The sequence below is a fragment of the Leifsonia shinshuensis genome (assembly GCF_014217625.1).
Classification (GTDB): Bacteria; Actinomycetota; Actinomycetes; order Actinomycetales; family Microbacteriaceae; genus Leifsonia; species Leifsonia shinshuensis_A.
This window is the reverse complement of record NZ_CP043641.1, coordinates 31,787-44,723: the sequence shown is the minus strand read 5'-3', so window position 1 is coordinate 44,723 and position 12,937 is coordinate 31,787. Positions and strand designations below refer to the sequence as shown.

General features: G+C 72.0%; 12 protein-coding genes. 6 read left to right on the top strand and 6 right to left on the bottom strand.

From position 1 onward, the window contains the following. The first annotated feature begins 14 nt into the window (after positions 1-14). Both F1C12_RS00220 and F1C12_RS00215 read left to right on the top strand, forming a co-directional pair. Positions 15-1,247 (top strand): winged helix-turn-helix domain-containing protein, encoded by a 1,233-nt coding sequence (locus F1C12_RS00220; protein WP_185276891.1) that lies wholly within the window; start codon positions 15-17, stop codon positions 1,245-1,247. Between the two features lie 48 nt (positions 1,248-1,295). Next, positions 1,296-1,724, top strand: coding sequence for a hypothetical protein (locus tag F1C12_RS00215; protein WP_185276890.1), 429 nt, complete (start codon positions 1,296-1,298; stop codon positions 1,722-1,724). A gap of 477 nt (positions 1,725-2,201) precedes the next feature. Here the strand turns inward: F1C12_RS00215 and F1C12_RS00210 are convergent, their stop codons facing one another. Then, positions 2,202-3,092 carry a M48 family metalloprotease gene (locus F1C12_RS00210; protein WP_185276889.1) on the bottom strand — a complete coding sequence of 297 codons (891 nt, stop codon included), beginning with the start codon at positions 3,090-3,092 and terminating at the stop codon, positions 2,202-2,204. 7 nt (positions 3,093-3,099) lie between these two features. Beyond that, positions 3,100-3,666 carry a LemA family protein gene (locus tag F1C12_RS00205; RefSeq protein WP_185276888.1) on the bottom strand — a complete coding sequence of 189 codons (567 nt, stop codon included), beginning with the start codon at positions 3,664-3,666 and terminating at the stop codon, positions 3,100-3,102. Between the two features lie 152 nt (positions 3,667-3,818). On the opposite strand from F1C12_RS00205, the gene F1C12_RS00200 reads away from it, so the two are divergent. Genes F1C12_RS00200 through F1C12_RS00190 form a run of 3 tightly spaced genes read left to right on the top strand, consistent with a single transcriptional unit; the run spans position 3,819 to position 6,027 of the window. Then, positions 3,819-4,454, top strand: coding sequence for a TetR/AcrR family transcriptional regulator (locus tag F1C12_RS00200; protein WP_258046059.1), 636 nt, complete (start codon positions 3,819-3,821; stop codon positions 4,452-4,454). Positions 4,455-4,462: 8 nt separating this feature from the next. After that, positions 4,463-5,296: an ABC transporter ATP-binding protein gene (locus F1C12_RS00195; protein WP_185276887.1), complete on the top strand. Its 834-nt coding sequence runs from the start codon at positions 4,463-4,465 to the stop codon at positions 5,294-5,296. Next, on the top strand, positions 5,293-6,027 hold the full coding sequence (locus F1C12_RS00190; protein WP_185276886.1) for an ABC transporter permease: 735 nt from the start codon (positions 5,293-5,295) through the stop codon (positions 6,025-6,027). Before F1C12_RS00195 ends, F1C12_RS00190 begins: the two co-directional genes overlap by 4 nt. 15 nt (positions 6,028-6,042) lie before the next feature. On the opposite strand, the gene F1C12_RS00185 is transcribed toward F1C12_RS00190, so the two are convergent. The 4 genes from F1C12_RS00185 to F1C12_RS00170 are packed head-to-tail and all read right to left on the bottom strand — an operon-like array spanning position 6,043 to position 10,548. Further along, complete coding sequence (locus tag F1C12_RS00185; RefSeq protein WP_185276885.1) at positions 6,043-7,374, bottom strand: D-arabinono-1,4-lactone oxidase; 1,332 nt, start codon at positions 7,372-7,374, stop codon at positions 6,043-6,045. Next, complete coding sequence (locus F1C12_RS00180; RefSeq protein ID WP_185276884.1) at positions 7,371-8,645, bottom strand: amino acid deaminase/aldolase; 1,275 nt, start codon at positions 8,643-8,645, stop codon at positions 7,371-7,373. Before F1C12_RS00180 ends, F1C12_RS00185 begins: the two co-directional genes overlap by 4 nt. Further along, a complete protein-coding gene (locus tag F1C12_RS00175) occupies positions 8,645-9,901 on the bottom strand; it encodes an MFS transporter (protein WP_185276883.1) in 1,257 nt (418 codons plus the stop codon). Before F1C12_RS00175 ends, F1C12_RS00180 begins: the two co-directional genes overlap by 1 nt. Then, entirely contained in the window at positions 9,898-10,548 is a 651-nt protein-coding gene (locus F1C12_RS00170) for a TetR/AcrR family transcriptional regulator (RefSeq protein ID WP_185276882.1), read from the bottom strand. Before F1C12_RS00170 ends, F1C12_RS00175 begins: the two co-directional genes overlap by 4 nt. Positions 10,549-10,696: 148 nt before the next feature. Here F1C12_RS00170 and F1C12_RS00165 point away from each other — a divergent pair, with 148 nt between their 5' ends. Then, positions 10,697-12,913, top strand: a complete 2,217-nt coding sequence (locus tag F1C12_RS00165) for an Ig-like domain-containing protein (RefSeq protein ID WP_258046058.1) — start codon at positions 10,697-10,699, stop codon at positions 12,911-12,913. Positions 12,914-12,937: the final 24 nt, after the last annotated feature.

The following is a 12,937-nucleotide window of genomic DNA, read 5'->3' as shown; positions in this document are numbered from 1 at the left end:
GCTAAGGTCGATCCGTGGTCGAACAGCTCTCCCCCGCCCTCGCGCGCCGTATCGCGCTCGCCGCCCAGGGCTTCGGGCGCCCGCGCCCCGCCATCGTGGGAACGCGGCAGCTCAACGGGCTCATCGACCGGATCAACCTGCTCCAGATCGACTCCGTCAACGTGTTCGAGCGCAGCCACTATCTGCCGGCCTTCGCCCGGCTCGGGGCCTACGACCGCACCCTGCTCGACCGGCTGACGTTCGACGCGCGCGGCCCGCACACCGAGTACTGGGCGCACGAGGCCGCGTTCGTGCGCAAGGAGGACTGGTCGCTGTTCCGGTGGCGCATGCTCCGGTACCAGGAGCGCTACGGCACCGGCAACGCCTGGTTCGCAGCCCACGAGTCCACACTGTCCTGGCTGCGCAGCGAACTCGCCGCCAAAGGGCCGCTGGCCGCGAGCGAGATCGAGCACGACGCCAACCGGCGCTCCGGGCCGTGGTGGGGCTGGTCGGAGGTCAAGCGCGCCCTGGAGCGGATGTTCCTGTTCGGCGAGGTCGCCATCGCCGGCCGCACGCGCTTCCAGCGCCGTTACGGGCTGGTGGAGGACGTCCTCCCGGCGAGCGTGCTCGACCGCGAGGTGAGCGAGGCGGACGCCATCCGCGAGCTGATGCGTCGCTCGGCCGTCGCGCACGGCGTCGGGACGCTCCGCGACTTCGCCGACTACTACCGGCTCAAGGGCCCCGCCGTGGCGGTGGCCATGGAGGAGCTGGCCGACGCGGGCGAGGTCGTCCCCGTGCAGGTGAAGGGCTGGACCGGCGCGGGCGACCGGCCGGTCAAGGCCTGGGTGCACCGCGACGCGCGCAAGCCGCGCGGCATCGACGCGGCCGCGCTGCTGTCCCCGTTCGACCCCGTCGTCTGGTTCCGCGACCGGGCGCTGCGGATGTTCGGCTTCCACTACCGGATCGAGATCTACACGCCCGCCCCGCAGCGCGTGTACGGCTACTACTCGCTGCCCATCCTGCTGGACGACGAGCTCGTCGGCCGCATCGATCTGAAGAGCGACCGGCAGGCGGGCGTGCTGCGCGTGCAGTCCGCGTGGACGGAGGCCGGCGACGGCGGCCGCGTGGCCGAGCGCCTCGTCCCGCTGCTGGGCGAGACGGCGGCCTGGCAGGGCCTGGGCGGCGTGGAGGTCGCCGAGGGAGCCAGAGGCGACCTCGCGCCCATGCTCGCCGCCGAGCTCGCGCTGGCGGCGCCCAGCGGCTTCTGAGGGTTTCTCCCTCGCGGCGCCGCCGGGTGCGGGGGTAAGGTGCGGGGCATGAGTTCACCGCTGGAGTACCTGGACGCCGACGGGGCCGATGAGGCCGACTACGAACAGCCCATGCGCGAGCTCTTCGCCTACCGCGACGGCGAACGCTGGCTCGACGGCATCGTGACCGGAGTGAAACGGGGCGAGGACGGTCGCGCGCACGTGCAGTTCGACAACCGCATCTGGGTGACGACCGACGACGTGCGCGAGTCCAGCCACTACATCGCGGTGCTGCTGAACCCGGACTCGTCCGTCTATGCGGAGGTCATCACCGGCTACCGCGACGGCGCCCCCGCCGACCTCATCCGCGACATCGACGTGGTCGACGGCTCGAACAACGCGGGCACCGAGTGGCGCCCGGTGGACGAGCGCGCCGTCGGCACCCGCGTGCGCTACCGCTACACCGGCACCGCCGAGCTGGAGGCCGCCGAGGCCTGACCGCCCCGACATTCGTCACGAATCGCGCAAACCCTCCACGCCCACATTCGTGACGAATCGCGCGAATGGCACCGCGATAGCGCACATTCGGCACGAATCGCGCGAACTCTCCACCTTCGCATTCGTGACGAATCGCGCGAATGGCACCGCGAAAGCGCACATTCGGCACGAATCGCGCAGACCCTCCACCCCCGCATTCGTGACGAATCGCGCGAATGGCACCGCGATAGCGCACATTCGGCACGAATCGCGCGCACCCTCCACACCCGCATTCGTGACGAATCGCGCGAATGGCACCGCGAAAGTGCACATTCGGCACGAATCGCGCGCACCCTCCACACCCGCATTCGTGACGAATCGCGCGAATGGCACCGCGAAAGTGCACATTCGGCACGAATCGCGCAGACCCTCCACACCCGCATTCGTGACGAATCGCGCGAATGACGCCGCGAAAGCGCAGATTCGGCGCGAATGTGGCTAGAAGGTCGAGCCCATCTTCTCGAGGCGGTCGACGCGCTCGGGGATGGGCGGGTGCGTCGAGAACAGCCGGCTCATCAGGCCGGGCTTGAGCGGCTCCGCGATCCACAGGTGCGCCATGCTGCTGTTCTGGCGGCGCATCGGCCGGCCGTAGTCCTGCAGCTTGAGCAGCGCGCTCGCGAGCGCGTCCGGGTGCCGCGTCGTCATCGCCCCGGTGGCGTCGGCGAGGTACTCGCGCTGGCGCGAGACCGCGAGCTGCACGAGCGTCGCCACCAGCGGCGCGATGATCGCGGCGACAAGGCCGAAGACCAGGACGATGGGGTTGCCGCCCCCGCCGCCGTTGTTGTTGCGGTTGTTGCCGCCGAAGAACGCCATCCGCACGAAGATGTCGGCGATCAGGCCGATGGCGACGGTGAGGCCGAAGACGATCATCGAGAGCCGGATGTCGTAGTTGCGCACGTGCCCGAGCTCGTGCGCCATGACGCCCTCCAGCTCGGCGTCGTTCATGATGTCGAGCAGGCCGGTGGTCGCGGCGACCGACGCGTGCTGCGGGTCGCGGCCGGTGGCGAAGGCGTTCGGCGCGGGGTCGTTGATGATGTAGACCGCCGGCATCGGCGTCCCGGTCGTGATCGACAGGTTCTCGACCACATTCCAGAGCCGCGGGTTGTCCGCCTTGGTGATCGGGACCGCGCCCGACATGCTGAGCGCCTGGCTGGAGGCCATGAAGTACTGGAAGACGGCGTAGACGATCGCGCCGATCCCGACCCAGGCCAGGATCGCCCAGCTGTTGTAGATGACCGAGAACAGCCATCCGAGCGCACCGATGAGGATCAGGAACAGCAGGACGATGAAGACGGTGTTGCGCTTGTTCCTGGCGATTGCCCTGTACATCGACGCCCTAGAACTGAACGCGCGGCGGCTCGGCGATCGCCGCCAGGTTGTCGACCTCGAAGAACTCGCGCTCGGTGAAGCCCAGACGACGCGCGAACAGGTTGTTCGGGAAGACCTTGATCTTGGTGTTGAACTCGCGCACGCCGCCGTTGTAGAACCGGCGCGAGGCCTGGATCTTGTCCTCGGTGTCGACCAGGTCGGCCTGCAGGCGCAGGAAGTTCTGGCTCGCCTGGAGCTGCGGGTAGGCCTCGGCCACGGCGAAGATGCTCTTCAGCGCGGTCTGCATGTGCCCCTCGGCCACGGACGCCTCACCCGGCGTCTGCGCCGACAGCGTCTCGGCGCGCGCCTTGGTGACCGACTCGAAGACCCCGCGCTCGTGCGCGGCGTAGCCCTTGACGGTCTCGATGAGGTTCGGGATGAGGTCGGCACGGCGCTTCAGCTGCACCGTGATGTCGCTCCACGCCTCGTCGACCCGCACCTTGAGCGTGACGAGCGAGTTGTACGTGGCCCAGAAGTAGATTCCGATGATCGCGACGAGCACGACGACGATGATGACCGGAATGAGCCATTCCATTGCGGGAACTCCTAAGCGTGAAAGCGCCGATCGACTGCGCTGAACAGCATCCTAACGGGGACGGATGCGCCTCCCACGGGCTTCCCATCACACTCGAAGCAACCGCAATGCGGATGGACAGCGCACCCGGTCCGGGGTGCACAATGACAAGCGTGAGTGAGGTCGCCGAACGCCGCAGGCGGGGCCGGCCGCGCAAGGAGCGCGGCGCGGCCTCCACACGCTCGGCCATCGTGCGCGCCGCGGCGGAGGAGTTCACCGAGCGCGGGTACGAGGCCGCCTCCCTGCGCGCGGTCGCCCGGCGGGCGGGCGTCGACTCGGCGCTGGTGCACCACTACTTCGACGACAAGGCCGACCTGTTCGCCGCGACGCTGGAGGCCCCGCTGCGGCCCGACCGCGTGCTGAGCGTCGTGCTCGGGGCGCCACGGGAGGAGGTCGGCGAGACGCTCGTCCGCTACCTGCTCACCCAGTTGCAGGACGACCGGGCGGCCGCCCGGATGGTGCTGATCCTGCGCACCGTGCTGAGCAGCGGCCCGGGGACCCGGATGCTGCGCGAGTTCCTCACCAGGGAGGTGTTCACCCGGCTGGCCGCGCTCACGCACGCGGAGGACGCCGATCTGCGCGCCGATCTGGCCGCCTCCCAGATCGTCGGCGTGCTGATGACGCGGTACGCCCTCAAGCTCGAGCCGATCGCGAGCGCGTCTCCGGACGAGGTCGCGCGCCGGGTCGGCCCGGTCATCCAGTGGCATCTGTTCGGGGATGTTGACGGAGGGCGCGGTCCGGGCGAATAATTCATCACATGATGAATTCATCGCCGGCCGCCGGCAGCGAGCTCGTCGGAGACGCCGCCGTCGTGATCGAGGGACTGCGCGTGAAGCGCGGCCGGACGACCGTGCTGGACGGGCTCGATCTGCGCATCCCGCGCGGGCAGGTCGTCGGGCTCCTCGGGCCGAGCGGCTGCGGCAAGACGACGCTGATGCGCTCGATCGTCGGCGTGCAGCGCGTGGCCGGCGGCACGGTGGAGGTGCTCGGCGAGCCGGCCGGCTCGTCCCCGCTGCGTCACCGGGTCGGCTATGTGACGCAGGCGGCGAGCGTCTACGACGACCTGACGGTGCGGCAGAACCTGGCGTACTTCCGCAGCGTGCTCGGCGCCGGCAAGGCGGACGTCGACCGCGCCATCGAGGCCACCGACCTCGGCGCGAACGCCGGGCAGCTGGTCTCGACGCTCTCGGGAGGCCAGCGCAGCCGGGTCTCGCTCGCCGCGGCGCTGCTCGGCTCCCCCGACCTCCTGGTGCTGGACGAGCCGACGGTCGGCCTCGACCCGCTGCTGCGCGTCGAGCTCTGGACGCTGTTCCACCGGCTGGCCGACAGCGGCACCAGCCTCCTGATCTCCAGCCACGTCATGGACGAGGCGACCCGCTGCGACCGGCTGCTGCTGATGCGGGAGGGCGCCATCCTCGCCGACACGACCCCGGAGGAGCTGCTGGCGGAGACCGGCGCGGCGGACGCGGAAGGCGCGTTCCTGACGCTGCTGCGGCGGCACCATCCCCGGCACGCGCTGGGCGAAGGGGCGGACGACGCCAATGAAGAGGCCGAGCACCGCCACGATCAGCACGGGGAGGCCGCCCGATGAACCCCACCCGCACCCTCGCGACCGCCGGCCGCGTGCTCACGCAGATCCGGCACGACCCGCGCACGATCGGCCTGCTCGTGGTCGTGCCGAGCCTCCTGATCGGGCTGGTCGCCTGGATCTTCACGGACACCCCGGTGTTCGCGACGATCGGGCCGGCCATCGTCGCGCTGTTCCCGTTCATCGTCATGTTCCTGGTGACCAGCATCACGACGCTGCGCGAGCGCCGCACCGGCACCCTCGAGCGGCTGCTGTCGATGCCGCTCGGCCGCGGCGACTTCATCCTCGGCTACACCCTCGCCTTCGGCCTGCTCGCGATCGTCCAGTCGCTCGTCGCCGTCGGCTACGCCGTCTGGGTGTGCGGCCTGGAGATCAAGGGCGACCCGTGGCTGATGGTCGCGGTCGCCGTCACCGACGCCGTGCTCGGCAGCACGCTGGGCCTGTTCGCCAGCGCGTTCGCGCGCACCGAGTTCCAGGTCGTGCAGTTCATGCCGGTGATCGTGTTCCCGCAGATCCTGCTCGGCGGCATCTTCATCCCGCGCGACCAGCTCCCGGACGGCCTGCGCCAGATCAGCGACTGGCTCCCGCTCTCGCACGCCGTCGACGCCCTGAACGCCGTCTCCACGGACTCCCACGACGCCGCGTACATCGGCGGCCAGCTCCTGATCATCGGCGCGTTCGCCGTCGGCGCCGTCGTCGTCGGCGCCCTCACCCTGCAACGCCGAACGCCCTAGCGCCCGGCGGAGGGCTCAGGCGCCGAGGACGCGGCGGAGGTAGGCGTTCTCGAAGCGGCGGTCCGGGTCGAGGCGGTCGCGCACGGCGAGGAAGTCGTCGAAGCGCGGATACGCCGCCCGCAGCGACCCGGCGTCGCGGTAGTGCAGCTTCCCCCAGTGCGGGCGGCCGTCGTGGGCCTTCATGATCTCCTCGACCGCCGTGAAGTACTCGGTCGGGTCCTCCCGGTAGTAGCGGTGCACCGCGATGTAGCCGGTCTCCCGTCCATGCGCCGTCGACAGCCAGTTCTCGTCGGCCGCGGCCGAGCGGACCTCGATCGGGAAGGAGATGCGCCAGCCCTTCCGCTCGATGAGCGCCTTCACCTCGGCGAGCGCCTCCGGCACGGCCTCCCGCGGCAGCGCGTATTCCATCTCCCGGAACCGCACGGTGCGGTTGGTGACGAAGACGCGCGGCGAGTGGTCGGTGAAGTCGCGGTTGCCGGTGAGCCTCTGGGCGAGCCGGCTGAACGGCGGGATGACGCCCGGAACGATCGTCCCGACCGCGCAGACGCCGCGGTAGACGCCGTTGGCGAGCAGTTCGTCGTCCACCCAGCGGCCGGCCGCCGACAGCGGGGCGCGCTGCTCGGTGAGCGGCAGCCGGGTGTTGGTCTTGGTCAGGCCGGTCTCGGTGTGCGGGAACCAGTAGAACTCGAAGTGGTGCTCCGCCGCCGAGCGCTCCAGATAGCTGTCGAGCACCTGCTGGAGCGGCTCGGGACGCTCCACCGCCTGGAGCAGGTACGCCGGCACGCACTGGATCGTGACGTCGACGATGACGCCGAGCGCGCCGAGCCCGAGACGGGCGGCGGGCAGCAGCTCGGCGTTCTCGTCCTCGCTGATCGTCAGGAGCTCGCCTGTGCCGGTGACGAGGGTGACCGCGACGATCTGCGTCGCCAGGCCGCCGAAGGAGCCGCCGGTGCCGTGCGTGCCCGTGGAGGTCGCGCCTGCGATGGTCTGGCGGTCGATGTCGCCCATGTTCTCCAGCGCGAGCCCGTACGGGCGCAGCAGCCGCGGCAGCTGGTGGAGGCGCGTGCCCGCGGCGAGGCGCACCCGGCCGCGCTCCAGGTCGACGTCGAGGACGCCGCTGACGTCCTCCAGGTCGAGCAGCACGCCCGGCGCCGCCGCGATCCCGGTGAAGCTGTGCCCGGCGCCGACCGCCTTGACGCGCATCCCCTGCTTCGCCGCGGCAGCGACGGCGCGCTGAACGGCCTCCGCGTCGCGCGGGCGCTCGACGCGCTGCGGCCTGATGGACTCGCTGCGGCCCCAGTTGCGCCACGTGCCGTTTCGCCATTGGGCGCCGTTGTTCGCCGTCACAGGAACACCTTCCCCTCGCCGCGGTAGCTCGGGATGGAGCCGGTGACCGTCGCGCGGCCGTCCACGGCGTCGACCAGGTGGAAGTCGTTCACGTGCTCGCTGAGCTCGCCCGACTTCGTGTGCCGCAGCCAGACCCGGTCGCCGACGCGGAGGATGCCCGCCGCCGCTCCGGTGACCGGCGTCTGCACCTCCCCCGCCATCTCGCGCTCGACCATCGACAGGCCCGTCGGCCACTCGATCCTCGGGAGGCGGTCGGGGGCGGGAGGGCCGGAGGCGATCCAGCCGCCGCCGAGCAGCGTCGCCGTGCGCTCGTCCGGCCGGCGCACCACCGACAGCGCGAACGACGCCGCGGGCGCCGGACGGAAGCCGCGGTAGGTGTCGAACAGGTGGCCGCCGAACAGGCCGCTTCCCGCCGCGATCTCGGTCACGGACGGGTCGGAGGCGGTGAACTCCAGCGAGCCGGTGCCTCCGCCGTTCACGAACTCCAGGTCGGCGATCGCGCGCACGGCGGCCACGGCCTCCCCGCGGCGCTCGATCAGCTCCTCGCGCGAATTCTTCTGCATCCAGCGCAGCGTCGCGCCCCACGCCGGGCGGCCGGGCGGGTTGTCGCCCTGGCCGGCGATCTGCGCCTCGTATCCCATCATCCCGACCAGCGCGAAGCCGGGCCGCCGGACGATCGCCTCCGCGACCGCACGCACGGTCTCGACGCTGTGCAGCGGCGACCGGTAGACGCCGATGTGGCCGAGCACCGGCGCGTCCCAGGAGGAGTCGAGCTCCAGGCAGAGCCGGATCGTCGCGCGCTGCGCCGGCGGCACGACCGCGTCGATGAGGTCGAGGTGCGCGACCGAGTCGACCATGAGCGTGACCCGGGAGGCCAGCTCGGGCGAGGCCGCGAGCCGCGCGATCGCGGCCCGGTCGGCGGTCGGGTAGCCGACCACGACGTCCTCGATCGGCGCATGGCCGGCGTCGCCCTCCGCCAGCCACAGCGCCTCCGGCAGCGTGTAGGCGAGCACGCCCGCGTACCCCGGGAGGCCGAGCACGGCGTCCAGCACCGAACGCACGCGCACCGATTTGGAGGCGACGCGGATCGGCTTGCCCGCGGCGCGGCGGAGCATGTCGTGGGTGTTGTGCCGCAGCGCCGGCAGGTGCAGCACGCCGAACGCCGGGTCGAGCCGTGTGGTCGCCGCGCTGAGGGCGGGCCAGAACACGTCCGGCGTGGTCCAGGTGCGCTCGGCCGCGGCCGGCTTCGTGGTCAGGTCGATCGTGGTCATCAGCGCACCGCCTTCACCCGTGCGACCGCGAGGGCTCCCGCGAACGCGAACACTGCCGAGAGCACGAACAGGCCGACGAAGCCGCCCAGCGCCGCGACGATCGCGGCGCCGAACAGCGGCGCCATCGCCTGCGGGACGGCCGTAGCGATGTTCATGATGCCGAGGTCCTTGCCGCGGTTCTCCGGATCGGGCAGCACCTGGGTGGCGAGCGCCTGGTCCACCGAGAGGAAGCAGCCGTAGCCGAGGCCGAGCAGACCCGCCGCGACCATCGCGACCGACAGCTGCGGCACGAACGCCAGCAGCAGCGCGGCGACGCCCTGCAGCGCGGACGACACGAACACGAACGCCTTGCGTCTCCCGAGCCGGTCGGAGAGCCGGCCGAGCGCGAGCGACGCGATGATGACGAACACCATGTAGATGAGGATCAGCACGAGGAGGTCGTCGTCGGCGTGCTTGTCGTGGAGCCCGAACTCCAGGAAGTACAGCAGCAGCGACGTCCCGAACGCATTGCCGAAGTTCACCAGCACGCGGCTGAGCAGCGTCCAGCCGAAGTCGGGATGCTCGCGCGGGCTGATCCACAACCCCTCGATCACGCCGCGGAACGTCATCCGCTCGCGCAGGTGCGGCGGCAGCACGGTGTCCGGGAGGAACAGGAACGGCAGCACGAGCAGCACCAGAAGGACGGCCATCGCCGTGTAGCCGACCAGCGCGCCGACGAACACGTAAGTGACGAGCGAGACGCCGAGGATGATCCCGATGGCCTGGGGCGCGCTGATCCAGCCGGAGACGTAGCCGCGCTGGTCGACCGGCACCTGGTCGGAGATCGTCGCGGTGAGCGCCGCCGTGAGGACGCAGAACCCGGTGAGCGCGAGCGACCAGAACACGCCGATCCCGACCATGGTCGTCTGCAGGCCGAGCAGCACGAGCGAGACCGCGAACAGCGCCGCGCCGCCGGCGATCCACGGCCGGCGGCGGCCGAATCGGCTGGTCGTGCGGTCGGAGAGCGCGCCGGTCAGCGGGTACGCGACGATCGCGCACACGCCGGAGATGCCGGAGATGATGCCGAAGGCGACGACGTTGTCGACCCAGTAGGTGGTGTGCAGCTGCGCCTGAACCTGGTCGGGCAGCAGCTTCTGGATCGGCGCGAGCTGCGCCATCCAGACGCCCAGCCAGGCGACCGCGAAGGCCGCGATCCAGCGGCCGGGGACGCGGCGGGTGGGTTCGGCGAAGACGGCCGGAGTCGAGGTGTGGGTCATCGGGCACCTGCGTTCGGGAGGGGGATGGTGTGGGTGGGGGTGTCGTGCGGAGCGGCGAGCGCGGCGAGCGCGTCCGCGGCGAAGTCCATGGCGCGTTCGGCCGCGGCGTCGTCGCGGGTCACCAGCCAGGCGATCGTGAGCCCGTCGGTGAAGGTCACCAGCAGCCGGGCGACCTCGGCGACCGGGAGGCGCCACGCGCTGCCGGTCAGCTCGGCGGCGTCGCGCGCGGCACGCTCGGCGAGCTCGTAGTAGCGGTCGTACTGGCGGAGGGCGAGCGGTGCGAAGCCAGGCTCGCGGAGCGCCCACTGGGTCAGCTCGAACATCGCCTTCTCGCGGTCCGGGTCGGCACGCACGCCGTCCAGGTAGTGCCGGAGGCCGGAGCGGATCGCCGCGCGCAGCTCCAGCGGGGCCGTCGCCGGGTCGAGGGCGGGCTCCAGGTCGGTCTGCTCCCCCGCCACGACCGTGTTGACCAGTTCGGCCATCAGCTCGTCGCGCGAGTCGAACACGTAGTGGAAGCTGGCCAGCGGCATCCCGGCCTCGGCGACGATGCGCCGGGTCGTGGCCGCGGCCACCCCGTCCCGCGCGATCACCCGCAGGGCGGCCTGCACGAGCGCGGCGCGCCGTGCTGCCGGGGCGATGCGCGTCATCGAAGCTCCTCACGGTGCCGTCGCGCGTCGTCGCGCGAAGTGGGACAGTTGACCCACTTGTCAGTATGCCGTAAATCCGGCCGGGCGGTTTGACAGGAAGCGTGTCCTCCCCCTCAAATGGGGTGGAATGCGGGTATTTGCGTCAGACGTGTCTCCACCAGTCCGGCCCGGGGGGTCGACCGGACTGCGCGTCGCCGTGCGCTCCGGATTCGTGCTCGCCGCACTCGCCTTCGCCGCCGGGTCCATCGCGGGGCTCGCGCCGCCGGCGTCGGCGCAGACCTCGACCTCCACGTCCACCGCAGCAGCGTCCCTCAGCAATCCGTCCCGCACAGCACCGCAGGACTTCACCGGCCCAGCACCCGCCGACACCGGCGCACCCGCCGACACCCCGACCCCGACACCGACCCCGGGGCCGCCGACGCTCGACCCGCTGCCGAGCGGACTGGTCACGAGCTTCCCGCTGACCGTGTCCGGGACCGCCGATCCCGGCGACGTCATCGACGTGTCCGGCGGCTCGTCGACGAACGCGGACACCTCGTGCACCGTGACCGCCGGGTCGGATGGCAGCTTCCGCTGCGCGTTGCGGCGTCTCCCTGATGGGCCGGGCGTGCCGGTCCGCGCCGTCTCCCGCTCCAGCGGGCTCGCCGACAGCGGACGTGTCGACGTGCTCTCGCCGCCGGCCATCGCCTCCGCGGGCGGGGCCTCCGACGGCGGCATCCGCGGGACGGCATACCCGGGCGCCTCGGTGACGGTCACCGCCGAGACGGGCGCCTCCTGCACGTTCCCCGCAGACAGCGGGGGCAACTGGGGATGTGTCATCGCCGGTCTCGGCGACGGCCGGCACACGGTCACCGCCACCCAGGTGGCCCCCTTCTCGTCCACGCGGTCGGCACGGAGCGCTGCGGCGAACGTCGTGATCGACACCGTCGCGCCTCCCGCGCCGACCATCACCTCGCCGTCGCCCGGCACGTCGGTCGCCGCGGGCGGGTCGATCGGATTCGGCGGCGCCGGCGAGCAGGGCGCCACCGTCACCGTCTACGCCAGCACCTCGAAAGGCACGACCGTCGCCTGCACCGGGACGGTCTCCGGGGGCGCCTGGTCGTGCGCGGCCACGCTTCCCTCGGGAGACTACGTCGCGTCGGCACTGCAGCGGGACGCCGCCGGCAACGTGAGCGCGGGAAGCAACCCGGTGGCCGTCACCGTGGAGGCGGCCTCCGGCGCGACCACCCCGCCGAAGACCCCCACCACGCCGGCTCCCGCCCCGGCGCCTGCCGTGCCGCCGGCGACCACGGCCCCGCCGTCCGCCCCCGCCGGCCCGACGCATCCCGGCACGAAGGGCTGGACCTCCACGCCGTTCACGACCGCCTCGGCGCCGGTCGTCTCGGCGGCGTCCGTGCCCGGCTGGCTCCGCTCGGTCGGGCTCGCGATCGCCGCGCTCCTGCTGCTCGTGCTCCCGGCGCGGCTGCTCGTCGTCTCGCTGGCGCGCCCGCGGGAGCAGCGGGCTGCGCGCACCTCGATCTTCGGACGCAACCGGGCGGCCGCCGAGCTCGGCGAGGCGGACGCGCTGCTCGGCGGGCGCGCAGCCGGTGGCCTCACCGCGACCGCCGGAGCGCACGCCGCGGGCGGTGGCGCTGTCGGTGGGCAACCGGTCTGGCTGGCGCCCGTGGTGGGCATCGCCGCGGCGGCGCTCGTGACCCTCTCCACCTCGGTGCAGGACGCCGCGGCGTACGTCCGCCTGCTCCTCGCACTCGCCATCGCGATCGCCGCGGTCAACGCCATCTGGGTCCTCGCGGCCCGCGGCATGACCCGCCACCTCGGGGTCGCCATGGCCCGGACGGTGGTGCGGCCCCGCCTCCTCGTGCTCGTCGCGGCCACCGCGATCGGGTCCCGGCTGTTCGGCCTGGAGCCCGCCCTCCTGTTCGGGCTGGTTCTCGGCGCGGTGCTGCCCGACGGTCTCGGGCGCGCTGAACGCGGCCGGACCTCCGCCGTCCAACTCTCCGCCGTCGCCGCCCTGGGCGTGCTGGCGTGGCTCGCTGTTGGCGTCCTCCCGACGCCGTCCGGCGCGGTGTCGGCGTTCCTGATCGAGCTGGTGAACGCCGTCGCGCTCGTCGCCATCGGCTCGACCTCCATCGCGCTGCTCCCGTTCGGCGGTCTCGCCGGTCGCGCCGTGATGCAGTGGTCGCGACCGCTCTGGCTGGCGATGGCGCTCGTGGTCTACACGGTGCTGTTCGCGCTCCTGCTGCCGGTGGCGTCGCTCGCCCAGACCGGGGCGGGCGCTGTCGTCGTGGTGATCGCGGCGGTCGCGTTCGCGGTGGTGGCGCTGTCGGTGTGGCTGTGGGAGCGGTACGTGGAGCCGGCGCGTTGACGCGGCTGCCACGGCTCATCGCCG

Coding starts and splice junctions, on each gene's coding strand:
- F1C12_RS00195 (WP_185276887.1), top strand. CDS start 4,463: ATGATGAATTCATCGCCGGCCGCCGGCAGCGAGCTCGTCGGAGACGCC.
- F1C12_RS00215 (WP_185276890.1), top strand. CDS start 1,296: ATGAGTTCACCGCTGGAGTACCTGGACGCCGACGGGGCCGATGAGGCC.
- F1C12_RS00210 (WP_185276889.1), bottom strand. CDS start 3,092: ATGTACAGGGCAATCGCCAGGAACAAGCGCAACACCGTCTTCATCGTC.
- F1C12_RS00205 (WP_185276888.1), bottom strand. CDS start 3,666: ATGGAATGGCTCATTCCGGTCATCATCGTCGTCGTGCTCGTCGCGATC.
- F1C12_RS00175 (WP_185276883.1), bottom strand. CDS start 9,901: ATGACCCACACCTCGACTCCGGCCGTCTTCGCCGAACCCACCCGCCGC.
- F1C12_RS00190 (WP_185276886.1), top strand. CDS start 5,293: ATGAACCCCACCCGCACCCTCGCGACCGCCGGCCGCGTGCTCACGCAG.
- F1C12_RS00180 (WP_185276884.1), bottom strand. CDS start 8,645: ATGACCACGATCGACCTGACCACGAAGCCGGCCGCGGCCGAGCGCACC.
- F1C12_RS00170 (WP_185276882.1), bottom strand. CDS start 10,548: ATGACGCGCATCGCCCCGGCAGCACGGCGCGCCGCGCTCGTGCAGGCC.